This window comes from Aminobacter aminovorans (assembly GCF_900445235.1).
GTDB lineage: Bacteria > Pseudomonadota > Alphaproteobacteria > Rhizobiales > Rhizobiaceae > Aminobacter > Aminobacter aminovorans.
Map to the genome: position 1 here is coordinate 4,000,163 of NZ_UFSM01000001.1, position 25,938 is coordinate 4,026,100.

Here is a 25,938-nt window from a genome sequence, read left to right on the forward strand (position 1 = left end):
GTGGCTGAGGCAAGGTGGCCGCTTGGCAAGACGGTCGCGATCCTGATCCTCGTCTGGGTCCTGCTTGGCCTGTTGCCGATGTTGGCCAGGATGATCGTTGGCGCCGGCTTCGTGCCTTCGACCCAATGGGCGTCCAGCGCGGGCACTTATGGCCTTGTTGCCGGCCTGGCAACGGCACTGCTGTTGCTCTGGGTCGTCCAAAAAGCCCCCAGGGATGAAAAGGACACTGACCTGTGGAGGTTTGCGGGAGCTAGTGCTGCTCTGCTGTTTGGCTTCATGATCGGCAAGAACGTCGTCGACGTGACCGGCCCGATGGCGATTGCCCTTGTTGCGGGCGACGAGACCGAGCTGCAGTTCAGTGTGGAACGCGCCGATGGCGGCAGGGTGAAAGGCTGTCCTTCACCCGTGGAGCTGGAAGGCCTGCCCATGTTGTTCGACCGCGCCTGTGGCGTTCCCCAAGCTGTCAGGGACAGCCTGGCGCCGGGCATGAACATCATCCTGACAGGTCGCGGCACCAGCCTTGGCATCTTCGCCCGCCAGATCACGCGAGCCGATTGACCGGTCAGCTACAGCTTCGGCCACATCTTGCCGTTGCAACGGCAGCGGCCGGGAACTCATCTCGACAGGTGGCTTACGTCACGGGAGCATGTGCGCCTCCCTCGCAAATAGCGTTCAACTCGGCTAGATTCCACGCGCCCAAACCAGAGAGGAGTTGCCCCAATTCCTATTCTAAAAGCAGTCATAGTCGGTAGCCTGGCTCACTTCGCCATATCGTTTGCCGTGTCGTTCCTGTTCTCGTTCGCAGTAGCGCTGTTTCGTTTGCAACTCACCATACCCAGCTGGCTTGGTTTGAGCATAGTCCAACTTGAGATCGCCGGAGCAATTGCGGTAGCGCTGATCTACTACCGTCGCGATAGAGCACGAACAGAAGAGCGGCTGGAAAGAGCAAGGTTGGAAGCTGTCACCCCGCCCATTTGACGGGCGCCCTTTGACCCGGAAGTTCAGTGAGATGCCGGAGCCAGGCATCGGCGGCACGATGCCGACCTGGGTCCACGCTTCACTCCACAATCTTCCAGTAAGAGTCCTTGCGGATCACTTTGCCGTCGCGAAACGTGTAGAAGTCACAGCCACGGACATCCTTTTGAACGCCGTCGGGTGTCGTACCGGTCAGGGTCCATTTCGAGATGCCGGTTTCGGCGGTCGAATCCACGAAGTGCTCGCCATTGCCATAGTGAACATCAGGCAGACCTTCAAAGCGGGATGCCAGTGCCTGCCGCACGCTCGGCTTGCCTTCGAAACGTGCGCCCCATGGCGCGCTTCCCCTTGGCATCTCCAAGATGCAGTCGTCGGCAAAGAACGCCATGATGCGATCGAGATCATGCGCGTTGAAAGCGTCGCTTAACTCCATCAGTGTCGATCGAATATCCATAGCGTGTCTCCGACCAATCAGAGCCCTTGCGCTGCCCTTGTTCGGCAGCGGCTCAGCAATTACTGATTATGTTCGGGTTTCGCGCCCGGCGCCATCCGCCCGCCTCCCCTTGGCCAAGAGATGGCCCGCCCCGGTCTGGAGCCTCGCCCGCCATGGAATTCGACATCGTCTGGATTGCGTTCGACGGCCGCACCATCGCCATTTCCTCGATCGACGAGGCCTGGACCTTCCTGTCTGAATGGCCCGGCGGGCTCCACACCGAAATGGCGCATCTGGCCGGCATTGCCTTGACGCGGGCAGAGGCCGGGCAAATCTCAACGGCAGAGGCGCGCCAGGCATTTCTCGACTTTTGCCTCGATGCCGACATTCTGGCGGCAACCGCATAAGCCGGAAGCGCCGGCCTCGTCCCGTCGGCCGACCTGGGCGCAGGATGTGACCCTGCGTCCTCCTGGTTGTCAGCCAGGCGCGCGACCGGGCGCCATGATTGAACGAATGCGCGCTTCGCGCGTTGCGGAAGGCAACCATCAAGCCATCGAGCCCAGCCATAGAGCAAAGGGGCAGCCCGTGACCGCAGTTGTTCCACGTTTCAGATGCATCCAGGAGCCGAATGGATCATGGCAGGTCTGGGATGATGCCGAAGACCGGCCCGCAGCACTTGGCAATACCGTCCTTGTAGAGCGTTCGTTTGAAAGCGCCACATCTGCGTGCTCGATCCTGAACCGGATCTATGACGGCGACTTTCAGCTCAAGGTCAGGTCTACCCGTGGCGGCCCGACGCGCAGCCTGTGACCAGCCGGTGAATACGTCCCTCATGAGCTGATGGCCCGGGGGTGGCGTCCTTGGGGCCGGAGCGCCTGGGCAGGCCACGCCAGGACCCTGCCCCGCTGAAACGGAACCTTACGCCGCACCGCATGTTGTCTCAGGGACAGCAGGAGACCAATCATGCCTCACGAAAAAGCAATGGCGGCCCGCAAGCCGGCACCAAACTATCGCGACCCCAATGACAGTTCAAAGCCCGATGACAGTCCAAAGCCCGATGACAGTCAAAAAGATGACGGCGTCAGCCAGGAAGCCGCCGAAAACAGGAAACCCGCCGACAGATACGGCAACACCGAGCCTGTCGACGAGACCAACGAAAAGACCCGTCACGCCGACGGCCAGAACCCGCCAGGCACTGAGCGGCCAAACCCCGACCAGCCAAACCGGAACAAGCCAAACCCCGATCAGCCCGACATCGAAAAGCCAGGTGGCAGCGAGCAGGCCGGATACCGCATGAAGCGCGCCCGCTTCTGGCAGTCGTGACGAAGCCTGAAAAGCGCTTATGACCTGAACGAACCGGTGAAGCCAAAAGGGCTGCCGAACCAGCCCCCAGCCGAGCGGCACATTGTCGACGCACCGCGCCATCGAGACCATAACATGACGTTTCGGGTTACCTCAGGCAATCCGTTCGCCGGCCCGTTCGTTCCCGGTCGGTTGCCTGCGAACGGCCTGTGAATCGACAGCTGGAGACTTCGGCGCGATGCGCGCCGGCCCCGCTTCTTTCCGATCGATCAGCTATTCACACTCGTCGCTGTCGGCGACGCCGCGCGCCATCGGGCTCACTCCGGCAACCCCGTCCCGGGCCAGGAAACGCTTGACGAAATCGATGGTCGCCGGCGACACCTTCACCGCCTCGCCCGCGCCTGATGTCGCGGCCATCATGCTGGAAGGTCAGGGAGTACTAACAGGCGCGAAAAACTCAATTGGCCAGCGTGACGTCCCGCCGCCCTAGTCGGCAAAGGCAAAGCCCCTACCGCGTATGGCTGCGTGCCGATGTTCACCACCGTTCGTGACGCCTATCCTGATGGCCGCAGTGGTTCGTTGCCGCCGCCTCGGAATCGGCGCCATCGCCGAGAGGCTCGCGCTGGAGGCGAGCACTCTGAGGCCCTTGCTCAAACGGCTCCAAGCGGCAGGACTTCTCAGGCAACTGCGTGACGCGATCCATGACGATACGGGCTTGGGACGAGCACGACCCAAGCGGGCAGGCATGGGAGGCTTCTTACACTGTGGGCACGGTTCCGCCGTCGATTACGTACTCCGCACCCGTGATCGAAGAGGCGCGATCGGAGGACAGAAAGGCAACCAGATTGGCGATCTCGGCCGGGCTTGAGGGGCGACCGAGGGGGATTCCGCCGAGGGCGTCCATTATGATCTTCTTGCCGCCTTCAACGTCGGTGCCTGCCTCATCCGCGAGACGACGGGCGAGCTTGACGGAAGCCTCGGTCTCTATCCAGCCCGGAGACACGCGAACGACACGCACGCCTTTCGGCGACACCTCCTTGGAGAGGCTTTTGCTGTAGGTCGACAACGCCGCCTTCGCAGCAGCGTATGCGGTCGTGGCGTCCGGCAGGGGGAGCAGCCTCTGGATGGAAGAGACGTGGATCACCACGCCGCTTCCCTGCGCGATCATTCCCGGTATCAGTTCTCGGTCGAGCCGCACGGCGGGAAACAGGTTGAGATCGAGTTCCTTGTGCCAATCACTGTCGCCCAGGGCCGAGAAGCCGCCTGCCGGCGAGGAAGAACCGCCGAGCATGTGAACGATGATATCGACGCCGTCCAACTGCCCCCTGACGGCTTCGGCCACCGTGAAGCAGCCTTCGCTCGTGGAAAGGTCGGCAGCCACGAAAAGGTCCGCTGACGCGTTCGCGGGGACCGAGCGGGCCGTCGTCAGCACACGCGCGCCGAATTTGCGGAACAGGTCGACGGTTGCGGCACCGGCTCCCTTTGTGCCGGAAGTGATCAGGGCGCGCTTGCCCGATAGATTCAGGAAGTCGTTCATGCGCCGATCTCCAAGGCTGCGATCTTGTCGCCCACCAGACGGAAGACGTAGGTGAGATTTGCCGGGCTGCCGGGAAACTCGCCGGTGACCCTGGCGATCACCTTCGTCCCATGCTCATCGGTGAGGGCCTCGAGCGGATCGGCGACATGCCGGTACATGGCTTTCGCGTACTCCCACCAATTGCCGATGGCATCATGCCCGGAGTGGGAGCGTCCCTCGTCATGGACAGCGGCGCTCGACGTGAAGCAGGCCAGCAGAGCCTCGCGGTCGTTCATCCGATCCGCTTCGAAATAAGCCTGGATTGCCTGAGGGAGTTTCATCTCTCGTCTCCTGTTGGGGATTGTTCGCTCCACAACTAGGCGTATTCCGATGTTCGGATAATTGGGATAAACATGGATGTCGAATTGCGGAAAGTGGGATAATGACGAAGCCTGGCCTTCACGATCTGGAAGCTGTCGTAGCCGTTGCTCGCAGATCCTCTTTCCGCGGCGCGGCGCTTGAACTGGGGATGTCGACGACTGCCCTTAGCAATGCCGTCGGCAAGCTGGAGACTCATCTCGGCGTTCGCTTGTTCAATAGAACCACCCGCAGCGTATCTCTGTCGGATGCCGGGCGCCTGTTTGTCGAGAGCGTCCGTCCGGCGTTGCAGGACATCCACGATGCCATGGATGCAGCACGCTCAAAGCAGGCAAACCCCACGGGAACGCTCCGCATCAATTCCTATGCCACGGCCGCGCGAGAAATCCTTTCACCCCTGCTCCTGGAGTTCGTCAGGCGTTACCCGCAGGTCCATATCGATCTGGTCACAGAGGGACAGCTCCTGGACATCGTCGCGGAAGGCTTCGACCTGGGCGTGCGTCGCGCCACCCTCGTGCCGAGTGACATGATTGCGATCTCGCTGGGTCGGCCGCAGAGAAATGTGGTCATAGGCTCGCCCGACTATTTCAAAAGCCATGGCACGCCTTCCACACCGACTGACCTCCTTCAACACCGGTGCATCCGTATCCGGCTGCCGAATGGCGCGCTCTTTCGCTGGCGCTTCGAGAAGGATGGGGAACCGCTATTGATCGATGTGGACGGTCCGATGACGTTGGATGAGGCAAGCCTTTCCCGCGGCACAGTGCTTGCAGGCGTGGCGCTGGGCTACGTAATGGAGCGTGACGTGCGCGAGGATATTGCGGCAGGGCGCTTGATCAGCGTTCTGAAGGAATGGATGCCGCCTTCCGACGAGCTCTGCATCTATTACCCGGGACGACGCAATCCATCCGCGGCGCACAGAGCATTCGTTGAGCTAGCACGGGAACTCGGCTCAAAAGGCCGAAACACGGCTGTATAAGCGTCGTTCCGCTCCGCGCCTGATTGCGGACGCTGGCGGTCGCGAGACGTAGTCCAGACAGCGGCCGTTCGTGATCCAGACTGCTCAAGGGGAAGTGACGGCCTGTGGGCGGTGTCTTCCGCCGGCTCCAACCCGATTGCTTTGACTTTGACGGCCTGCCCAGCCCTGCCCGACCCCGCCTCCCCCTACCCCCGCCCCGCTCCCATCCCAAGCAGTTGCCGCCGCATGCTCGTAAACGCGTTGTCGTCGCGTGGTTGGTGTTGTCGGCGTCGGGGTGGTGATGGGTGGCGCGCAGGTCGGTCGGGGACAGGCCGAAGGCCTGGCGGAAGGCGCGGCTGAAGACCGAGGCGCTGCCGAAGCCGCATCTTGTCGCGATGATGCCGACATAAAGATGCGCCTGGGCCGGGTCGGTCAGCGCGTGGTAGCCGCGAGTCAGGCGCCGTTGCTGGATATATGCGCCGACGCCGCCGATCGGCTCGAACAGCCGGTAGAGCCCTGGCCCGCGACATGCCGAGCCGCTGGCACAAAAATTCCAGCCCGAGATCGGGCTTGGGCACATTCGCCTCGATGAGCCGGCGCATTTCCGGCACAACAGGTTTACGACAATATCGGCCCGCGGGTGTTGAGGCCGAAGAAGAAGTAGCGGCAAGGCACCGACCGCCACGGCCCCGAAAACAGAGTGGGATGCCGGCCCTGCCCGCCGGGCCGGTTTCGGCGCACCATTAGCTCGGCGCCGGGCAACCTTGCTCAGTCGCGCGCCTTCGGCATGAAGCTGAATTGAACCTTGTCGTCCAGGCCTATGGCGACGTGGAGATTGGCCGTGTCCGACACGGCACCAAAAACCATCTGCCTGTGCCAGGTGGTTCGGCGCGGGCCGGAACCGGCCGCTTCGGTGTGGCTGTATCCGCCTGGCTGGTCGACATCAGGCGGCCCGAAGGCGTGTATGACATCGTCCAGCGTCTTCAGACCCTGCGTCACCTGCCTCAGCCTTTCCATCTCTTCAAGGCTGACATGCATGAACAGCTCAGGCCTGCGCGAGGCCGGCGCCCGCCCGCCGCAGGAGATGCAGTGATAGATCATGACCTTTTCCTGGCCCGCGCCGACGATGTGATACTCGTTGAGCTCGGCATCGAAGACGATGGGGATCGACGGCTCCCGCGAAAGCGCCTCGAGTGTTCCGCACGCACATTCGGCGACATCGGCTGCAAACACCAACTGAACCTCCGTGTGATCGAACATATGGCAGGACGCCCGGATGCCTCCCTCTAGCACAACCGGTGCTTGCGGCGGAAGTTCATGGATCGCAGGGGCGTTCTCGCGAAACACTTAAGCGGACCCAAAGCGTCGACGGGGTTGCAACCATCATGACGGTCATGACGGCGCTCGGTCTGCTAGTGGCGGTGTTCCGGCATCATCTTGCGCAAATTGATCAATGCAGTCCTGAAGACGCCACATTGCCCGTAGACAGCCAAAAGCGAACGTGGCACTCGACCGCTAAGTGGGGGGAATGCGTCAACAGCGGTCCACACCGAAAGCTCTGCTGGATGAAACCTTAGTTAATGACAGAGATTTGTAGAGCGAATATTGCGGCCGATGAAATGTCGGCAATGCAACCGTAGGGGCACATTGGAACCCCGTTAGCTGTACGAAGGTCATAAAGCAACAGACTGACGGCGAGACGCGTCGACGAATGTATGTCGTGGAGGGAGCATCTCCCAGCCAGCTTTACGCTATCTTCATTCCCGAGAGCCCCACATGTCGAATATTTCCCGTCGTCCGGTCAGTGGGACGTATACGCTCTGGCGTCCCTGCTTATCACAGGAGGAACAATAGTGCCCGATTTGAACGCCGCCTCCATTGCATCGAGATCGGACAGCATCGCTGTTCGTCGTCTAGACAAATAGGTCCAGCAACTGAATATCACGCCCTGTTGAGTCTTATCCCTTGCTGTGTTCAGGAAATCGAGTGCACGGTTCGTATCGCCAATCACTGCGCTCGCCAACGCCAAGCACTGATAAAAATTTGCATCGACGTCCGAGGGCACTTCGGCAAGCTCCAGCGCATGCTCGAACAAATCCTCGGGCGGGATGTTGGTGTGGCCCCACTCCGCCATAGCGTAGTTAAAGATATCCGGGATATCTTCAATGGACAGAACTTGCGCTCTGTTTGAGCATATGATGTCCATCGCCTTTTGGAACTGACCGCTAGATATCAACGATAGGACCAAATTTGAGCGGAGCTGCCCATGTGTTCCGGCGGAATTGTCTATCTCCCCGTATGCTCTCTCTAGAAGCCGCGAAGCCAGAGGAACGGCTTTTGCGTCGAATTGAAGCGCACCCGAAATAATGCTGACGTCCTCCGGCGCAAGATGCTTCAGAAGCGGCGATTCTTCGATGAGGGAAACCCAATCCGAGTCCAACGACTTTAAGGCCTCGATCGCGGATCGTAAGTCCGTCGGTGTCGTGTCGACGGAACGGAGGACGTTGAGGAGGTCTGTTTTTGCTTCTTCATGACGTGACATGCTTAGGAGTATGAAAGCCCGCTTGAGATGTGCCTTCTGCACGTCGAATCCAGCGTTGATGGCACCGCCCAGGGCCTCCATTTCATTCGCGAAGTCGCCAAGATGGTTATAGAGCGCGGCCATGAGCCAGCATATCTCGCCGTCATGTCTATGTTTCGAGTTAATCCTCTCGAGTTCCGCAGTGATCTCGTCTAGCGGTAAGGAGCGGGCTGTAGCCCCCTTGGGTCCTTTCTTCGCTCTGCCACGGAATCCAGAAATTACTTTCTGAAGGTATAGTATGGCGCCATCGCGATCATCTACATTTGAGCTCATAAGCTCTTCGGTCAGGTGTCGGTACTCGGCTGCCAGCTTTGTCTTGGGCCGGTCTATGACAAAAACCTTCTGATCAACCAGCGACATGCTGTTGTAATGTCTAATGGTTGCGGCCGGCTCATCATAGCCAAGCTCTCTGCTGGCTTCGTCCAACATAGATCTGAGTATGCCCTCTTCATCGTCTAAGTCCGGAACGTTGGAAGGGCAAAAGAACATCTTGGTCCGCTTCACATTGACGTGAGCGTCAGAGCGGATTTCGTCCACGATTGTCTTGAGACCAGAAATGTTCTGCTTGTTTGGGAAGAACATGAAGGTGATGGCGTCCGCGAGCTGACGTGTGCAGATGCCCCCGACGTCGGTATGACCGGTTCTGCTGTCGATCAGGACGTAATCAAAGGCCCTGGTATCGTTTGCGATCTGCTGCTTCAAGTCTTCGAAAAGCAGGTATCCGCTTCGCGTTTGATACAAGTCCTGCCAGTCGATGGACGAGAGTTTCGTACCGTAATGCTGATCACGTCGTCCCGCGGGCAAAACCCAGATGGGAAGTGTTTCCGTCTGGGTATCCAACTGCGCCTCCACAATAAAGTCCCTCACATCGGGGGCGGCAGACGTCTCTATATACTGCGAAACGTAATCGACTATCCCTACGCGGCTTTCGCTTGCAGTGAACTGCCGGAAGCTAGGAATGCCCGGGGCTTCAAGATCGAAATCGATCACGAGAACCTTTCGACCACGCTGCGAAAGCTCGGATGCAACGTTAACGAGGCTCATCGTGCGGCCAACGCCGCCCTTGTAGGAATAGAAAGTGATGACGAACATCAGGCTGCTTTTTCGAATGTGACAGGAGCCCGGAGTTTGAATACAAGAGACCGCTGGCGCGTTGACTCCGAAAGCTTCGTGCGGAATGTCGGCTGGAATGCCTCTTTCTTGTTAGCTTCCTGAACAAGGCGAAGGTTATGGGGCATGCGAAGCAACAAAAGAAGATTGTTCGCTGATTCGCCCTGTATCTGATTCCCGAGTTCCCAACGCTTGATCGAAGCAACACCAAATCCGCTGACGTCCGCGAATTTCTCTTGGGTCAAATGGTAGCTTTCCCGGATCGCCTTAATCTCATGAGGTGTCAAGCGTCCAAGGTGCCTGCAGACAGCCTCATGGCGAAGTTCCTCTGCCTCGTGGCCAGTGTGCATCTCGCCGCATTCGCCACATTCGTATACCGGAACCACAGCTGAGAGCAGGACTTGATCATCGCCGGAACCATAAGCAAATTTCTCCTCATACCAGCGAACCGTGACGGCGTTTGCTTCACAAATTTCACAACGCTGCATCATTTGATCCTTTTCAACTACGAAGTCTGAACATAGCTCTCATGGAAACTGCGTCCGATGACCCGCTCTGCCCCCAATTGAAGCTTGATATAGATATGGGAAACTGGGGGGCATCCTGCGACCTTGATGACATACCCAGTCTTCCCGGGAGGCTTCTCGAGCACCACGATCTCAACTTCGCAACCGCCGTTGAGAAGCTCAGATATGAAATTCCAGGCAGAATCTTCCGTAAAATATTCATCAGGGTCTCTCGGATCGCGCAGAGAGCCAGGCTTCCAATCAGTAGGTTGGTTATACGAGAAGATCGCACTTCTGGTGCGCTTGGAGCAGCACCTTGTCGCGAGCATTCGCCTGATGGCGTCACTGATCTCAACCTCTGCCATTCCAACCCTTAATGCTGGTATCAAATGATACTGAGAGCCCCTTGTCAAGAAAAATGATGATGAGCTGAGATCGAAGAGGGCACGCATGTAATGCAAGTCGAATGCTCGATTCCGATAGTTTACGCAACAAAATAGCGGCTTGCGGATGATATCAGCTATCGTGGACCGTCAGCATGGCCATGCTCAAGGTGCCCGTCTTTCTTTCTCTCGTCATGCAGTAACTGGCCCCTCCTGTGAGGCAACCATCGCGATCTTCAGCTTAAAGGCCTGGCGATCGCCCAAGACCACCATTCGAATTGGCGAGGCAAGATCGGCTTGCTCCCTAGACGCCCCACCCCATCCACGCGCCCCTACCCCCGCCCCGCCCCCATCCCGAGCAACTGCCGCCGCATGCTGGTAAACGCGTTGTCGTCGGCGTGGTTGGTGTTGTCGGCGTCGGGGTGGTGATGGGTGGCGCGCAGGTCGGTCGGGGACAGGCCGAAGGCCTGGCGGAAGGCGCGGCTGAAGACCGAGGCGTTGCCGAAGCCGCATCTTGCGGCAATGACGCCGACATAGACATGAGCCTGGGCCGGGTCGGTCAGCGCGTGGTAGGCGCGCGTCAGGCGCCGCTGCTGGATATATGCGCCGACGCCGCCGATCGGCTCGAACAGCCGGTAGAGCTTGGCCCGCGACATGCCGAGCCGCTGGCACAAAAATTCCGGCCCGAGATCGGGCTCGGGCACATTCGCCTCGATGAGCCGGCGCGCGGCCTGCAGCGAGGTGCCGGCGGATGCCTGCTCGATCATCTCGCGGCCCTGGGCCGAGGCGCCGGCGAAGGCCGCCACAAGGGCTGCCGTGCCGTGGGCGGCGGCACCGGCGTCCTTCGCAGCCAGCACCGGGGCTTCGTCGTAAAGCGCGCCCAGATGGCGGGCCAGCATGGCGTTGAGCGCGGTCGAGCGTTGCAGGATGCGCCCATGCAAGGCGTCGAGATCGGCGACCAGCGGGGCCAGCAGAGCGCGCGGCAAAACCAGCGAGAGGCTGCGGTAGCGCGGCGCGCGCAGGCTCGACTGCCGGGTCATGTCGAGAAGGCAGACGTCGCCGGCATGGACCTCGGAGGACCGCCCCTCGACCGACAGATCGCAGCCGCCTTCGGCGTAGACAAGCAGGCAGATATTGTCGAGCCCGCCGCGGGCAATGGTCAGCGGCGAGCGCTCGAAGCTGGCGGCCGAGGCCCAGCCGGTGGCAATGGCGATGTCGGCGAAATGATAACTCGTCATTTCGGCGGCAAAGCTTTCGCGGGCCTGCGCGTCGGCGGCATCCATCTCGTAGAGCGGCGACATGCCGAGGCGCAGCAGATCGAAATCACGCGCGTTGCCCGGACGCACTGATATGTCCAGGCGGGACGATGGCCTCCTGCCGTGCGAATCCGTCGCCGGCCTGTCCAATGGCGTGCTCCCTCTCCATCCCTTGATGCAAGCGTAGAGCGGCCTTTGCGGGCGCGCAAGCCGGGCCCGGCTTTGCCTGGCGTCTCATTTTCTCGACCTGTCGTCTCAATCCCGTTGCCCGCCCTTGCAGCCCCGGCGGCCAACGCAAATTGTCCGGCAGGTTTCAGCGGGGGCGGCGGATGGACAAGACCAGGACGGCAGGCGTGCGGACCGACCTCGCCCGGTTGTCGCGGGCTGCCCTGTCCGACGGTTGCAGCGCCGGCCCGACTTGCCGGATTGACCCGACTTGCCGGATTGACCCGACTGGCCGGCTTGAAAGGATTCATCGGCCTCAGCCTGTGCTGACCCAGGGCGTGTGTCTCGCTTTTCTCCTTGTCGCAGCGACAGCGCTGTCCCCCGCCCCGGCCAGCGCGGGCGGCGGCGAGGGCGGAAACTTCAACACGCCAGGCGGTGCCGACAGCGCCACCGGCACCGGCGGCAATGGCGGCAACGGACCGGGCGGCGTCGGCGGTGGCGGTGGTGGTGGTGGCGCCGGTGCCGTGGGTGGCAACGGTGGCAATGGCAGAGCCGGTCTTGGCGGCGCGGGCGGCGCCGGCGGGCCGTCGGCCGGAGCGGATGGCGGCAACGGTGTATCAGACCCAGGCTGGGACGGTACCGGCGGCGGCGGCGGCGGCGCCCATGGCTTTGTCGGCATAAGCCTTCCCCTCGCCGTCTCTACCGGCGGCGACGGCGGCAATGGCGGCGCGGGCGGCAACGGTGTCAGCTCTGGCGGCGGCGGCGGCGCCGGCGGGTTCGGTGCGGTGGCAACCGGCTCGGGCGATCTCGGCACGCTTGGCGTGGCGCAAACAGGCGGTCGTGGCGGCAATGGCGGCTCCGCCTTTGTCGGCGGCAGCGGCGGCACCGGCGGCACCGGGCTGCTGCTGACCAATCTCGGCGGGGTCATGATCACCATCGACACCACTGTTACAGGCGGCGATGGCGGCGCTCGCGGCGGCGGCATTGGCGGACCGCTGCCCGGTCTGGGCGGCGCGGGCCTGGTCGGCGGCAATCTGACCGTCATCAATCGCGGCGTCATATCAGGCGGGCTCAGCGGCGACGGCGGCACCCGGGCCGAGGCCATCGTCTTCACCGGCGGCAACAATGTGCTTACCCTGGCCAATGCGACATCGGGGATCACCGGCCGGATCTCGGTCACCGGCGCGCTGACCTTCGACCAGGCGACGGGCTCGACCCTCGACCAGGCCATATCAGGCAGCGGATCGGTGGCAAAATCAGGCATCGCCACGCTGATACTGACGGCCACAAGCTCCTATACGGGTGCGACCACCGTCAATGAAGGCACGCTTGTTGTCGACGGCTCGATCGCCGCGTCGTCGCTGACCACGGTCGAAAGCGGCGGCATTCTGGGCGGCACCGGTTTTGTCGGCGCCACCAGCATCAAGGCAGGCGGCATCTTTGCGCCCGGCCGCGGCCTGCCTGCTACGTCGATGACCCTGTCCAGCCTGACGATGGAGCCGGGCGCCTATTATGCGGTGGTCCTCGATCCCGGCGCTTCGTCCTCCGCCACCGTCAGCGGCAACGCCTCGCTCGCCGGCGCAACAGTCGCTCCGCTTTTTGCCAGCGGCACCTATGTCGCCAGGCAATACACGATCCTGACCGCCGGCAGCATCACCGGCACGTTCAACCCCACCACCGTCGACAGCAACCTGCCGTCGGGCTTCCACACCACGCTGAGCTACGACGCCACGCGCGCCTATCTCGATCTCGAGCTGAACTTCGTGCCGCCGTCAGGGACCGGGTTTTCCAGCAACCAGCGAAACGTCGGCGACGCCATCGTCGCTTATTTCGACAGAACCGGCAGCATCCCGATGGTGTTTGGCGCCCTGACGCCGGCCGGATTGACGCAGCTTTCCGGCGAGGCCGCCACCGGCGCGCAGCAGGCGACATTTTATGCCATGGACCAGTTCCTCGGCGTGCTCACCGACCCGTTCGTCGCCGGGCGCAGCGCACCGGCCGGCGAAGCCGGCACCAATTCTGGTGGTCTCGCCTATGCCAAGGATGGCAAGGGTGCAGCCGATGCGGCCCTGACGGCCATCACATCGCCCGACAGGACGTTGCCCGGCAAGAGCCAGCCTGCCGACCGGCCTTGGCGCGCATGGGCAGCCGGCTATGGCGGCTCGCAATCAAGTGACGGCAACGCCGCCACCGGGTCCAGCGATCTCAGCACCAGGCTCTATGGCGTTGCCGTCGGCGCCGACTATCGCCTGTCGCCCGACACCGTTTTGGGCTTTGCGCTCGCCGGCGGCGGCACCAGCTTCAGCGTCGCAGGCCTCGGCAGCGGCAGCGGCGATCTGTTCCAGGCCGGCGCCTTCTTCCGCCACGATGCCGGGCCCGCCTATATGACCGGCGCACTGGCTTATGGCCGCCAGGACATCACCACCGACAGGTTCGTGACGATCTCCGGCACCGACCACCTGCGCGCCCGATATGACGCCAATGCCTGGTCCGGACGCCTCGAAGGCGGCTTGCGCCTCGACGCCGGCGGCATCGGCATGACACCTTACGCGGCCGGCCAGTTCACCAGCTTCGACATGCCGGCTTATGCCGAGCAGGCGATTGCAGGCGCAGACATGTTCGCCCTGTCCTACGACGGCAAGCGCCTCACCGACAGCCGCACCGAACTCGGCCTGCGCCTCGACAAATCCTTTGCCATGGCCGAGGCCGTGGTGACGTTGCGCGGGCGCCTTGCCTGGGCCCATCATTTGGATCCCGAGCGCAGCCTGTCCGCGACCTTCCAGACGCTGCCCGGCGCCACTTTCATCGTCAATGGCGCTGCCATGGCGCGCGACACGGCGCTGGTCGGCGCTGCGGTCGAGACAAGATGGCAAAACGGCTGGTCGGCGACGGCAGGCTTCGAAGGCGAATTCTCCGACGTGACACGGTCCTATTCAGGCAAGGGCGTGCTGCGTTACGCCTGGTGAAGCGTCCCGCTATGCGCCTGCCCGCCGGATCGCGCCGCTGAGCCATGCCGGGGGCACAATCAGGCCGGCACATAGCTCAGCCGGATGACATCGCCGTCGAAGCGCTCGGTGTCGATCAGGCGCAGCGGCGGCCGGGGGCTGGCGAAAAAGGGCGTGCCGTGGCCGAGCACGACCGGGTGCAGGTAGATCCTGTATTCGTCGATCAGGCCCCATTCGGTCAGGCAACGCGCCAGCTCAGGGCCGCCGACTTCGACCTCGCCCTCCAGTTCGACTTTCAGCCGGCGGATTTCCGCTTCGGTCTCCGTGCCGATCAGTCTTGCGTTGGGCCCGACCGTCTTCAGCGTCCGCGAGACCACCCATTTCGGGTTCTTGCGCCACGCCGCTGCAAAGGCGCGCTTTTCCGCATCCCAGCCGGGCTGATCCTCGTCCCAGTAGCGCATCGTCTCATAGAGGCGGCGGCCATAGAGGCTGCCGGCGAGGTTCTGTGTCTGGTCGACGAACCGGCGATAGAGCACCGGCCCCGGGGCGTAGGGGAAACGATCGTGATCGACAAAACCATCCAGGGACTGGTTCATGCCAAAGAAGAAGCGCGCCATGCAAAGGCTCCCTGAAACAGGCTGATCGACCGCGTCGCATCCTGCATCGCGGCAGCGGCAGGCGCAACGCAAAACCACCGCTATTTTGCAACCGGTTCATGCCCTGTGAGCGCCGCGACGGGAACGCGTCGCTCCTCACCGCACCACAACCCATGATTGATTCAGGTTGCAACAGATACCTATTGCAGATTGTTCTTTTTTGGCTAAAAGGGCGGCCTATCCAGGCTGTCCCCCGGAGCTTATTGCGCGTGCTTGCTGAACAGATCGAACTTGCAACAATTGTGCTTTGCTACAAGGCATCGGAAGACGTCGTCGGCGCCGTGCGCTCATTGCTCGACCAGGACCTGCCGACGGAGATCGTCGTGGTCAATTCCGGCGGCGGCAATGTCGACGCCGTGCTGAGGCGCGCCGGCATCACCGTCCCCTGCATCGAATATCCCGAACGGCTTTATGTCGGGGCGGCGCGCAATCGCGGCATAGACAACACCAAGGCGCCCTTCATTGCCTTCCTTGCCAGTGATTGTCGCGCCTGTCCCGGCTGGGTGGAACGGCGCCTGGTCCGCCACCGCTCCGGCGCGCGCGCAGTGGCGAGCGCCATCGCCAACAGCCACCCGCGCAACCTGGTCGCCTGTGCCGGCTATATCGGCATGTTCATGCGGCGCCTGCCCGGCCTGCCTGAAACCATGGCGATCCGCTTCGGCGCGTCGTTCGACCGCGCGCTGTTCGACTGTTACGGCCGGTTCGACGAATCCGTTCCGGCAAGCGAGGACACCGAGTTCCTGAAACGGCTGCCGCCTGAGCTGCAGCCCGTCTGGGAGCCTGATGTCCAGACCATCCACCTCAACGAAACGCGGCTCCTGCGGCTGATGATCGATCAGTTCCGGCGCGGCATCGGCCATGGCCGCGACATGCACCGGATCCTGGGAAAATCCCATGCCAGGATTGCCCGCGACGTGCTGCGCCAGTGGCGGCCGGCACGAACCCTTGCGCGCGCCGGCCTCAGTGGCAGCGACCTGGCCTATGTCAGGCTGTCGATGCCGATCTTCTGGCTCACCCTGGCCGCCAAGGCCTGTGGCGTGCTGGTGTCGCAATGGTCTGCCGACAGGCCACATCCAGCCACCTCAGCCATCACCGCGCGACAGGCCTCCCCTCGATGATCTCCTCGGAAATCAAGCCGAAACTGCCGCGGTGGAAGACGCTGTTGCGGCGCAAGCAAAGGGTGATCGCCGTCTTCAGCTACCGCTTCGACGCGCATCTGGTCCCCGACCTGCTCGCCAATATCGATCCCTTCGTCGACGGCTGGGTGGCCTTCGACGACCGTGCCTCGACCGGCGTGTTCAGCAGCGAAGTCGGGCGCCGGCGATGCCTGCTCGAGGCGGCGCGGCAGGCCGGCGCCGACTGGATCCTCGCCGTCGATCCCGACGAGCGCTTTGAAGTCGCCGTGGCAGCTGAGATGTCGGACCTGACCCGGATGAAGGGACGGATCGCCTGGGGTTTCAATTTCCGCGAGCTTTATGCACCGCTGAGCTACCGCATCGACGGGATCTGGGGGTCCAAGATCCGCCATTGCCTGTTTCGCGCCTTCGACCCGGCCGAACGGACCGACACCGGCCTGCATGATCTGTGGTACCCCAGGAACGCCGGCTTCAGGGAGTTGCGCTGTGGGCTCAATCTCTATCATCTGAAGATGATCGACCCGGCGCGGCGCGGCGCGCGGCGCGATCTCTACAGCTTTCTCGATCCCGACCGCCGCGACCAGGCCATCGGCTATGATTACCTGGCCGACGAAACCGGCGTGCAGCTCGAGCCCATCCCGGCCGACCGTCCTTATCATCCGCCTCATGTCGACGATGGCGGCCTGTGGATGTTCGACCTCCGCGACAAGGCGGGCGCGGCTTAGGCTTGTCCAGCCACTCTCAGGCCTGCGGCGGCCGGGTGCCGAACCTGCAACCGTATCGCAAGGCGGGCCGGCCCGACGCGCCTTGGTGGTCACGCGCCTCGAACAGGACGTTCAGGCAAACTTGCCTTCGCGCCAGCTACGGCTGAGACCGGTGAATGCTCGCGCCCTCGGATCGTTTATCTCAGATCCCTGAAGCAGACATCTGTGCGAGGTTCCAGGCGGCCGGCCGGCAGCGCCCGGATGCCGCCAGGCTACGCCAGAAAATCGCCGACGATCATGTCCGCGACCTTGACGAAGCGCGTTGCGGCGCCGCCGGGCCCGGCGCTGCGCCAGTTGGTCCGCGCGCCCTCGACAAGAAGCGTCAGCGCATCGACCAGCAGTTCGGCGTCGGCAGCACCTGCGGCACGGCAGAGCTCGACCAGCCGCTTGCGGTAAAGGCCGCGAAGGTCCTCGATGAACTGCCGCGCCGGATGGTCGCTCTCCATCAATTGCGCTGCGGCGTCGAGAAGCTCGCAATTGCAGTGCTCGACGGTGACGAATTCGCCGGCACGGCGAACCCAGTCGCTCAGCTGCGCCCTGGCATTACCGGGGTTGGCGGCCTTGATGCTCTCCCAGAAGGCATCGGCTTCGCTTGCTGCCTCCTGCAGGCAGACAAACACCAGGTCGTCCTTCGAGCCGAAGTGGCGGTAGAGCGTCATCTTGTTGCTGCTTGCGGCCTCGGCGATGGCATCGACACCGATGCCCTTGATGCCGTGCTTTCTGAACAGGTCGCGCGCAGCGTCGATGATCCGTTCCCGTGGTGGACATCTGACAGCAGCTGTCATCAACGTTTCCTCGCTTCCAATCTTGTCGCTGGAACGCCCTTGACAATGTTACCGATCCGTAACATTTATCCTGTTACTAGATAGTAACATCCACCATCGCAAGTCAATATCGGGTTGTTCAGGAGCAGCGCACGGTTCCGTGCGCTGCAACGGTTTTTCGTTGCCGTTTCCAAGGCAGCCATCGACCATCACGAGCCGCCTCGGAGAGAGCCATCATGGTCAACTTCTTCATCCTGAGGCCGATCTTCGCTTCGGCGATCGCCATCATCATGGTGCTGGCAGGCGCCATCTCCTACTTCCTTTTGCCCGTCTCGCAGTTTCCCGACATCACCCCGCCGCAGATCGTGGTCGCCGCCAACTATCCCGGCGCCAGCGCGCAGGTCGTGGCCGATACGGTGACGACGCCGCTGGAGCAACAGCTCAACGGCGTGCCGGGCATGCTCTACATGTCGTCGACGAGCTCGAACGACGGCTCGGCGCGCATCACCATCTCGTTCCAGGTCGGCTACGACGTCGACATCGCCGCCATGGACGTGCAGAACCGCGTCTCGCAGGCCGCCCCTTCCCTGCCCGCTTTGGTCAACCAGACCGGCGTTACCGTCATCAAGCAGAACCCGAACTTCAACGTGCTGGTCAATCTCAGCTCGCCTGACAAGTCGGTCGATTTCACCACGCTGTCGAACTACGCCTATCTGCAGATCCTCGACCCGATCAAGCGGCTGCCCGGCGTCGGCGACGTCCAGTTCTTTGGCGAGCGGCGCTATTCGATGCGCGTCTGGCTCGACCCCGACAAGATGGCGAGCCTCGGCGTCACCGCCGTCGATGTCCAGAACGTCATCCAGGAGCAGAACATCCAGGTCGCAGCCGGCAAGATCGGCCAGTCGCCGGCGCCGTCAGGAACGCCGTTCGAGATGCAGGTCAGTGCCGTCGGCCGCCTCAGCGACCCCAAGCAGTTCGGCGAGATCATCCTGCGCGTCGACCCTGAAACGCAGGCCGCAATCCATCTGCGCGACGTCTCGCGCATCGAACTCGGCGCTTTGTCCTATTCGTCGTCCTTCAGCCTCGACGGCGAGGACAGCGTCGTGCTCGCCGTGCTTCAGGCCCCGGGCTCCAACGCGCTCGACCTGCAGAGCAGCGTCAAGGCCAAGATGGACGAGCTGTCGAGCCGCTTCCCCGCCGGCATGTCCTACAACATGTTCTACGACACGACCCGCTTCGTCTCCGCCGCCATGGACGACGTGGTCACCACGCTCGTCGAGGCGCTGCTGCTCGTCGTCTTCGTCGTCTTCATCTTCCTGCAGAGCTGGCGCGCCACCATCATCCCGATCATCGCCATTCCGGTGTCGCTGATCGCCACCTTGACGGTGATGTATCTGCTCGGCTTCTCGCTCAACATGCTGTCGCTGCTCGGCATGGTGCTGGCCATCGGCCTGGTCGTCGACGACGCCATCGTCGTCGTCGAAAACGTCGAACGCCAGCTCGAAGACGGCCACCCGCCGCTCGAGGCGACAAAGATCGCGATGAAGGAAGTCACCGGCCCGATCATCGCAACGACTGGCGTGCTGCTCGCCGTCTTCGTGCCTGTCGCTTTCATCCCCGGCGTCGCCGGCCAGCTCTACAACCAGTTCGCGCTGACGGTGGCGATCTCGTTTGCCATCTCGGCCTTCAACTCGCTGACGCTGAGCCCGGCCTTGAGTGCTGTATTCCTGCGCCATCGCGGCGCGCCGAAATTCATCCTGTTCCGCTGGTTCAATGCCGGCTTCAACTGGATGTCGAACGCCTATGCCGGCAGCATCCGCAGCTTCGTGCGCTGGCGCTGGGCCTTCATCGGGCTGTTCGGGCTCGCTCTCGCCGCAACCTACGCCTTGTCGCAGCGCATTCCCTCCACCTTCCTGCCGGTCGAAGACCAGGGCTATTTCTTCGTCGTGCTGCAATTGCCGGACGGGGCCTCGGTGGAACGCACGGCGGCGGTCGCGAAGAAATCGGAGGAAATTCTCCGCGCCCTGCCCGGCGTCGAATCCGTCGGCTCCGTCGTCGGCTTCTCCTTCCTCACCTTCGCCAACCAGTCCAATGCCGGTGTCCAGTTCGCCGTGCTCAAGCCCTGGGACGAGCGCGGCGCCGGCGAAAGCGCGACCGAGCTCAAGAACATCGCCCAGGGCAAGCTGATCCAGATTCCCGAAGCCCTGGTGCTCGCCTTCGACCCGCCCTCGATCCAGGGTCTGGGTGCGACCGGCGGCTTCGAGTTCCAGGTCGAGGACCTGACCGGCCGCGGTGCGGTTGCCCTCGACGAGGCGACGCAGGCCCTGCTTGCCGAAGCCCGCAAGCAGCCGGAGCTGAACCCGTTCACCCTGTTCACCACCTTCAGCACCTCGACACCGCAATATTCCTACGACCTCGACCGCAACAAGGCCAAGCTGCTCGGCCTCAACCTGCCCGACATCTTCTCGACGCTGCAGATCTATCTCGGCTCGCTTTATGTCAACGATTTCAACCTGTTCGGTCGCACCTTCCGCGTCACGCTTCAGGCCGAACAGCAGGCGCGCGCTTCTGCCACCGACATTTCGCGGCTCTATGTCCGCAGCAACACGGGCGACATGGTGCCGCTCAGCACGCTGGGCGCGCTGAAGGCAGTTTCGGGACCGGAAACGGTCACCCACTACAACAATTATCCCTCCGCCCTCGTCAATGGCGCCGCCGCCCAAGGCTACAGTTCGAGCCAGGCGGTCGCTGCCATGGAGCGTGTCGCGGCAACCGCCTTGCCCCGGGACTTCGCCTTCGAATGGACCGGCATCACCTATCAGGAGATCCGCGCCGGCTCGATCGCCAACCTGGTCTTCGGTCTCGCCATCGTCTTCTGCTTTTTGGTTCTGGCCATGCAGTATGAAAGCTGGTCGATGCCCTTCGTCGTGCTGCTCGCCGTGCCGCTCGCTTTGCTCGGCGCGCTGCTGGCGATCTGGCTGCGCGGCCTGCAGATCGACGTCTATTCGCAGATCGGTTTTGTCATGCTGATCGGCCTCGCCGCCAAGAATGCGATCCTGATCGTCGAGTTTGCCAGGCGCCGGCGTGAAGAAGGTGTCGAGATCGTCGCTGCCGCCGTGGAAGCTGCGCGCCTCAGGCTGCGCCCGATCCTGATGACGGCCTTCGCCTTCATCCTCGGTGTCGTGCCGCTGATGCTGGCCTCGGGCGCCGGCGCGGCAAGCCGGCAGTCGATCGGCACCACCGTCTTCGGCGGCATGTTGATCGCAACCGTGCTGACGCTTGCCTTCGTGCCGATCTTCTACGTCGTGCTTGAAACCTGGCGTGAACGTTTCGCGCGCCGCTCGCAGCCCGCCCAGGCGGTCGAGCCGGCCGAATAATCAGGAGTATCCAGATGCGCATTTTCAAACTCGGTCTGAACGCCAGCCTTCTCGCTCTGGCTGTGGCGGGCGGCTACCTGCTTGCTCAACAGGGCTGGGGCGTCGGCAGCACGACTGCCGGTGCAGCCCCTTCGGCACAAGTGCCCCAGGCCATGCCGGTGCCGGTGGTCGGCGTGGTCAAGAAGACGATCCCCATCTATCTCGAATATGCCGCGCGCACCGAAGCCATCCGCAACGTGACTTTGCGCGCCAAGGCGTCAGGTTATCTGCAGGCACAGCCGGTATCCGACGGCACTGATGTCAAGGCAGGCGACCTGCTCTACAGGATCGAGGCCTCGGACTATCAGGCCGCGCTCGATCAGGCCAAGGCGCAGATCGAGCGTGACCAGGCTTCGCTCGAATACCTCAAGTCGAGCCTCACCCGCGGCAACAAGCTCGCCGACAACGGCTATCTCGCCAAGGACGGCTTCGACCAGCGCCGCAGCGCCGTGCGACAGGCCGAAGCTGCCCTTGCCATATCCCGTTCGGCCTTGCGGACGGCCGAGATCAATCTGAAGAACACCGAGATCCGTGCCCCCTTCGCCGGCCGCCTCGGCCGCAACCAGGCCCCCGAAGGCACGCTGGTCGCAAGCGCCGCCGGCACGCCGCTCAACAATCTCGTCCAGCTCGCGCCGATCTACATCACCTTCAACCCTGGCGAGACCGAGCTGGCCGAGATCCAGCAGGCCTTTGCCAATGGCACGGTTGAAACCGAAGTCATCATCCCCGGCAGCGACGAGAAGCCACGTTTGGGCAAGCTGACCTTCATCGACAATGCCGTCGAGCGCAACACCGGCACCATTGCCGCCCGCGCGACGATCGACAATCTCGACCTGTCGCTGCTGCCCGGCCAATATGTCCGCATCCGCCTGCACATCAGGGAGTTGCCCAACGCGCTGATGGTGCCGCAGGCGGCCCTCGGCTCCAGCCAGTTCGGCAAATATGTCTATGTCGTCGGCAAGGACAATCTCGTCGAACAACGCGTCGTCGCCCTGGGCCCCACCGACGGCAACCTGGTGACGCTGACGTCAGGCATCAAGGAAGGCGACAAGATCATCTCCGGCAACCTCCAGAAGATTTTTCCAGGCGCACCGGTTCAACCGCTCGATGCCGGCGGCGGGTGAGCGGGCTGCATACTTGCCTGAGCCCAGGAGATGCGGCAACCGCAGGCACGGACGGCGGCGCGCCATTTTAGTCGTCGGTCGTTGTGTGCACACCTCCTGGAAGCGGATGTTGCCGGCAGGAACAGTGGTGTACCCCCTTCTCGCCCTCGAATTGCGTCCGCTGGTGGCTTAGCAAGATTAGCTGCACTCGGCGACGAGCGCGCGCAGCCGCTTCACAATCTCGGTGCTCGGCAGTCCGAGATCGATAGTTGAAAACCGCAGATCGTGCCCCTGTATTCTAACCGTTTCGTCCAACTCGCTTTCGACCGACGGGTGGATGAACATCCCTGAAGCAGTCCACGAGAGCGGGTCCTCTTCCCGCTCCTGGCTGCGGATGTAGGTGTAGAGCTGATAGATGTAGCCGCTCTTGAGGATCTCAGCTCGATGTTGAGAGGCGCCGAAAACTGAGGTGAACTTCGTGTCGATTATGATGCGCCGGTGTTGGCTGGAGTGCTCGAGGATGATGTCCGAGGTCATGCCAGGCATTATTGCGGCAATACCAGATGTGGCGTTTTCGATCTGCCACGACAGGCGTTTCCCTTGCGACACCTTCCACCCCAATGCCGGTAGCTCAGCGGCGTAGAAGTTCCCAATTGCCTTCTCGAACAATCGACGAACGAGGAAAACATCCTTTTCGACCCGAGTGAGTGCGCTGTTGCCGGCGTCCTCGGTTGGCAATACCAAGTCGAAGACTATGCGCGCGAGGGTGACCATGAGCAAGTCATCGGCGTCGTGTCTGCCGATCCGATCAGCGCTGAGTTCTGCGCGACCGGGCCTTGCGCCATCAACTCCATGCCGCCCGAGATCACCGGCAAGCCATGCACATTGATGAGCAAGAAGCCCATCATTTATGCGGTTCGCCAGGGCATCGAGAGCGGCCCTGACGAGCCGGTTGCGGGGCGTGTCGAAAGTCAATTCCTCAAACCGACAGGCAATCATGCCCTTTTTGAGCAGATCATCAGAAAAGGTTTCCAGGATGTCGATACGCCCGCGTACCCGCGACAGTGCATCACGCCGCTGAACGTAGCCGCGGCTGAGATTTCGGTGCAGGCGGCGTTCCACCGCATAGCAAAGGATACGCGCCACCAGCGACGGGAAGTCCGGGGACTCCTCCACCTGTGCGGCATGTTGGCCATAAAATTTTGCAAGGTTATGGGCGTAGAGAAACAGCAGCCAAATGTTGCGCACTGGAATGCGGCCAATCAACTGGCTAGATGGCGCCAGTGGCGCGTCATTCCCTGCATGGAGCATCAGAACCCCGCCAGCAGCCTCTGCTTTGCAGCCTTCACCTTGTCTGGAGCGTCGAACCAATACTCCTCGAGAAGTGGTACAATTTCGGTGCGAACCAAATCACTAAACCAACTCTCAGCCTTCTCGGCCATAAGCCCGGCCGGTGGCGTGACGTAGCTATGACCGACCCGATACTGCGGGCCTAGCGATCGGTCGCTCTCGATCTCGTCGTTCAATTCATCGATACGCTGCTTCACGAGTGTTATCGCGTCCGCAGGCATCCCGCTTCTTTCACCGCACCATGCGCGCCAAAGATCATTTAGCATCGGCTCGAGGGTCACGAATGCGAACCTCCGACGAAGAGCAAGATCGACCAACGCCAAAGAGCGGTCTGCAATGTTCATGGTGCCAATGACATGGAGATTTTTCGGTACAAACATGCGCTCTCCGGGCTCGCGCCTATAGGCGAGCTCCATCGACTCGTCCCGGCTGCGCTTGGTATCCTCAAGCAGTGTCAGGATTTCACCGAAAATTTGGGCAGGGTTTCCACGGTTTATCTCCTCGATCACCAGTACGAATGGCCGATCGGGCTCGGCTTTTGCTGCCTCCACAATCTCAAGAAACAGGCCGTCGATAAGCTCGAGTTTACCAGCGGCAGACGGCCGCCAACCCCGAACAAAATCCTCGTACGACAGAGACGGGTGAAACTGGACCACTCGCAATCGGTCTCGTGTGACCTTGGGGTCTTTCGATCCGATCATCGCATAGGCAAGACGTTTAGCCAGCCAGGTTTTTCCAGTACCGGGAGGTCCCTGCAGGACGAGATTCTTTTTGCTTTGGATGCGACCAAGGATGTCCGCGAGTTGCTCAGCCGCCAGGAAACAGCCATCCTCGATGATATTTTCGATGGTATAGGAGGGCGCCGCCGCTTCCTCCTCCGTTTCGGACTCATCGTCTGCCAGCACATCCTCGTCGCTAGCAGGGCGCGCGATCGGCCCGTATTTTTTTGTGAAGTACGGGACCTCGTTAATCCAGAAATCGTAGTCCTGCTTTCGTCCTGCGAACGTGAAGGCGATCAGCTTGCGGGCAAGCTCATCATTTCGATCCGCCTCAACAAGGGTCACTCGGTAGGTGTAGAAGAACCAGTCTCGGGGCGGATCAAGCGCGTCCCAGTCGACCCTGACGGTCTTCCCGTCTCCGGCATTTTCGGTGATCGTCCCGATTGCCTTGATCCTCATACAAGATACGGACTTCCCGAGATTGTCGAAAGGAAGATTATTCTTTCTGACGAAGGCCGCCTTGATGGCGATCTTGTCGCCTGGCTTCATGCTCTTGACCTCGTCCGCGAATTTGTTGTGGAAGCCATTCTGCCAGATGCCATCGGACAGAAAACGCGGCGTCTGGTCATCGGTGCCACCCCAGGCCGCGCCTACGAACCAGAACCGTCGACCGGGATCGGCGAACAGCTCCTCTGTCGAGATCAAGTCAGGTGCTTCCTCTTCCTCATTTGCGGATGTCTTGAACTGGCTCTGGATGCTCCGGAATATCTGGAGCGCGTCGGCATGGCTCAGGATCGTATTGATCCCTTCGGGCGTCAGAGCCCACACGCCGCGCTTGGAGGGATCAATTAGTCCGGCTTTGGCCAGATAGAAGCGCGCCCAAGCGACCTTGTTATGGAACTTGGACTGGCCACCCTTGTTCACCCCCTCCAGCTCTTCGACGGGAACGTGGACTTGACCGCGAATCCAATCGTACACGCCCTCTGGTGGAGCTGATCCACCAAGCATACGGAGCGCATCTAGAACCGGGTTGAAATAATGCACGAAGCGAGGCCCAGCCGAACCGTTTGGGGATGCAACTGTCAGATCGGAGAGTTTCTCAGGCGCGGTCTCCGCCCAAGCGAACACGGCCTGTTGCTGCTGCTTCAGAAAGGTCTTTGCGTCCTCAACAGCAATACCGATCTTATCGACAGCAGCGAGGAAGCCTGCAAGCGACTCCCCGGCCAGTTCCCCGGTCTCAACATTCTCTTTGTTGACGACGATTGCCGAAAGGAGCGGCCAACCGTGTTCGTGCGAAATCTTCACAAGCTGGTCGAGGTGTTGAGGAATGGGGCGCCGCGCTTTGTTCCACTCGACGCCGCTCGCGGCCGCCACCTCACCATAGGTCAAGAAGCGCTTTTGCTTCGCGGCTGCGCGGATCGCTTCGTAGGTCTTGCCAATATTCAGATTCATAGTGCCTCCCCCTGACCTGTATTATTCGATCCAACGGGAAACACCACGCAAGCACTACTTCAAAATGAGC

22 protein-coding genes and 1 pseudogene are annotated in these 25,938 nt (G+C 61.9%); 10 read left to right on the forward strand and 13 right to left on the reverse strand.

What is annotated here, in order from left to right:
• On the forward strand, positions 1-558 hold the full coding sequence (locus tag DY201_RS19680; protein ID WP_115732657.1) for a hypothetical protein: 558 nt from the start codon (positions 1-3) through the stop codon (positions 556-558).
• 499 nt (positions 559-1,057) lie between these two features.
• On the opposite strand, the gene DY201_RS19685 is transcribed toward DY201_RS19680, so the two are convergent.
• Positions 1,058-1,429, reverse strand: coding sequence for a nuclear transport factor 2 family protein (locus tag DY201_RS19685; RefSeq protein ID WP_115732658.1), 372 nt, complete (start codon positions 1,427-1,429; stop codon positions 1,058-1,060).
• 152 nt (positions 1,430-1,581) lie between these two features.
• Between DY201_RS19685 and DY201_RS19690 the strand changes: the two genes are divergently transcribed.
• From DY201_RS19690 to DY201_RS28775, 3 genes are all read left to right on the forward strand, one after another.
• Complete coding sequence (locus tag DY201_RS19690; protein ID WP_165915771.1) at positions 1,582-1,815, forward strand: DUF982 domain-containing protein; 234 nt, start codon at positions 1,582-1,584, stop codon at positions 1,813-1,815.
• A 94-nt stretch (positions 1,816-1,909) separates the two neighbouring features.
• The gene (locus DY201_RS19695; RefSeq protein WP_131922165.1) at positions 1,910-2,218 is read left to right on the forward strand and encodes a hypothetical protein; all 309 of its coding nucleotides are present in this window, start codon (positions 1,910-1,912) and stop codon (positions 2,216-2,218) included.
• Positions 2,219-2,371: 153 nt separating this feature from the next.
• Entirely contained in the window at positions 2,372-2,731 is a 360-nt protein-coding gene (locus tag DY201_RS28775; RefSeq protein WP_131922167.1) for a hypothetical protein, read from the forward strand.
• Between the two features lie 252 nt (positions 2,732-2,983).
• On the opposite strand, the gene DY201_RS29115 is transcribed toward DY201_RS28775, so the two are convergent.
• From DY201_RS29115 to DY201_RS19710, 3 genes are all read right to left on the reverse strand, one after another.
• Positions 2,984-3,130: a hypothetical protein gene (locus DY201_RS29115; RefSeq protein WP_165915772.1), complete on the reverse strand. Its 147-nt coding sequence runs from the start codon at positions 3,128-3,130 to the stop codon at positions 2,984-2,986.
• 337 nt (positions 3,131-3,467) lie between these two features.
• Positions 3,468-4,247 carry an SDR family oxidoreductase gene (locus tag DY201_RS19705; RefSeq protein WP_115732662.1) on the reverse strand — a complete coding sequence of 260 codons (780 nt, stop codon included), beginning with the start codon at positions 4,245-4,247 and terminating at the stop codon, positions 3,468-3,470.
• A complete protein-coding gene (locus tag DY201_RS19710) occupies positions 4,244-4,567 on the reverse strand; it encodes a nuclear transport factor 2 family protein (protein WP_115732663.1) in 324 nt (107 codons plus the stop codon). The genes DY201_RS19705 and DY201_RS19710 overlap by 4 nt, the downstream gene beginning before the upstream one ends.
• A gap of 101 nt (positions 4,568-4,668) precedes the next feature.
• On the opposite strand from DY201_RS19710, the gene DY201_RS19715 reads away from it, so the two are divergent.
• A complete protein-coding gene (locus DY201_RS19715) occupies positions 4,669-5,583 on the forward strand; it encodes a LysR family transcriptional regulator (protein ID WP_115732664.1) in 915 nt (304 codons plus the stop codon).
• Between the two features lie 298 nt (positions 5,584-5,881).
• Here DY201_RS19715 and DY201_RS29855 read toward each other — a convergent pair.
• The 5 genes and pseudogenes from DY201_RS29855 to DY201_RS19745 form a co-directional block, all read right to left on the reverse strand.
• A pseudogene (locus DY201_RS29855) lies at positions 5,882-6,142 on the reverse strand (helix-turn-helix domain-containing protein); the annotation flags it as partial.
• A gap of 188 nt (positions 6,143-6,330) precedes the next feature.
• Entirely contained in the window at positions 6,331-6,822 is a 492-nt protein-coding gene (locus DY201_RS19725; RefSeq protein ID WP_115732666.1) for a hypothetical protein, read from the reverse strand.
• Between the two features lie 541 nt (positions 6,823-7,363).
• A complete protein-coding gene (locus DY201_RS19730; protein WP_115732667.1) occupies positions 7,364-9,235 on the reverse strand; it encodes a ParA family protein in 1,872 nt (623 codons plus the stop codon).
• Entirely contained in the window at positions 9,235-9,744 is a 510-nt protein-coding gene (locus DY201_RS19735) for a type II TA system antitoxin MqsA family protein (RefSeq protein ID WP_115732668.1), read from the reverse strand. Before DY201_RS19735 ends, DY201_RS19730 begins: the two co-directional genes overlap by 1 nt.
• A gap of 730 nt (positions 9,745-10,474) precedes the next feature.
• The gene (locus DY201_RS19745; RefSeq protein WP_115732670.1) at positions 10,475-11,488 is read right to left on the reverse strand and encodes a helix-turn-helix domain-containing protein; all 1,014 of its coding nucleotides are present in this window, start codon (positions 11,486-11,488) and stop codon (positions 10,475-10,477) included.
• Between the two features lie 398 nt (positions 11,489-11,886).
• Between DY201_RS19745 and DY201_RS29695 the strand changes: the two genes are divergently transcribed.
• Positions 11,887-14,529 carry an autotransporter domain-containing protein gene (locus DY201_RS29695; RefSeq protein ID WP_245518477.1) on the forward strand — a complete coding sequence of 881 codons (2,643 nt, stop codon included), beginning with the start codon at positions 11,887-11,889 and terminating at the stop codon, positions 14,527-14,529.
• A 59-nt stretch (positions 14,530-14,588) separates the two neighbouring features.
• Here the strand turns inward: DY201_RS29695 and DY201_RS19755 are convergent, their stop codons facing one another.
• Positions 14,589-15,125: a dihydrofolate reductase family protein gene (locus DY201_RS19755; protein WP_115732672.1), complete on the reverse strand. Its 537-nt coding sequence runs from the start codon at positions 15,123-15,125 to the stop codon at positions 14,589-14,591.
• Between the two features lie 248 nt (positions 15,126-15,373).
• On the opposite strand from DY201_RS19755, the gene DY201_RS19760 reads away from it, so the two are divergent.
• Positions 15,374-16,282 carry a glycosyltransferase family A protein gene (locus DY201_RS19760; protein ID WP_165915773.1) on the forward strand — a complete coding sequence of 303 codons (909 nt, stop codon included), beginning with the start codon at positions 15,374-15,376 and terminating at the stop codon, positions 16,280-16,282.
• Complete coding sequence (locus DY201_RS19765) at positions 16,279-17,025, forward strand: hypothetical protein (protein WP_115732674.1); 747 nt, start codon at positions 16,279-16,281, stop codon at positions 17,023-17,025. The genes DY201_RS19760 and DY201_RS19765 overlap by 4 nt, the downstream gene beginning before the upstream one ends.
• Positions 17,026-17,276: 251 nt before the next feature.
• On the opposite strand, the gene DY201_RS19770 is transcribed toward DY201_RS19765, so the two are convergent.
• A complete protein-coding gene (locus DY201_RS19770) occupies positions 17,277-17,849 on the reverse strand; it encodes a TetR/AcrR family transcriptional regulator (RefSeq protein ID WP_115732675.1) in 573 nt (190 codons plus the stop codon).
• A 215-nt stretch (positions 17,850-18,064) separates the two neighbouring features.
• On the opposite strand from DY201_RS19770, the gene DY201_RS19775 reads away from it, so the two are divergent.
• Together DY201_RS19775 and DY201_RS19780 are read left to right on the forward strand one after the other, a co-directional pair.
• Positions 18,065-21,205 carry an efflux RND transporter permease subunit gene (locus DY201_RS19775; protein ID WP_115732676.1) on the forward strand — a complete coding sequence of 1,047 codons (3,141 nt, stop codon included), beginning with the start codon at positions 18,065-18,067 and terminating at the stop codon, positions 21,203-21,205.
• Positions 21,206-21,219: 14 nt separating this feature from the next.
• Positions 21,220-22,368, forward strand: coding sequence for an efflux RND transporter periplasmic adaptor subunit (locus DY201_RS19780; RefSeq protein ID WP_115732677.1), 1,149 nt, complete (start codon positions 21,220-21,222; stop codon positions 22,366-22,368).
• Between the two features lie 177 nt (positions 22,369-22,545).
• On the opposite strand, the gene mcrC is transcribed toward DY201_RS19780, so the two are convergent.
• Positions 22,546-23,658, reverse strand: coding sequence for a 5-methylcytosine-specific restriction endonuclease system specificity protein McrC (gene mcrC / locus DY201_RS19785; protein WP_115732678.1), 1,113 nt, complete (start codon positions 23,656-23,658; stop codon positions 22,546-22,548).
• Positions 23,658-25,868: an AAA family ATPase gene (locus DY201_RS19790; RefSeq protein ID WP_115732679.1), complete on the reverse strand. Its 2,211-nt coding sequence runs from the start codon at positions 25,866-25,868 to the stop codon at positions 23,658-23,660. Before DY201_RS19790 ends, mcrC begins: the two co-directional genes overlap by 1 nt.
• Positions 25,869-25,938: the final 70 nt, after the last annotated feature.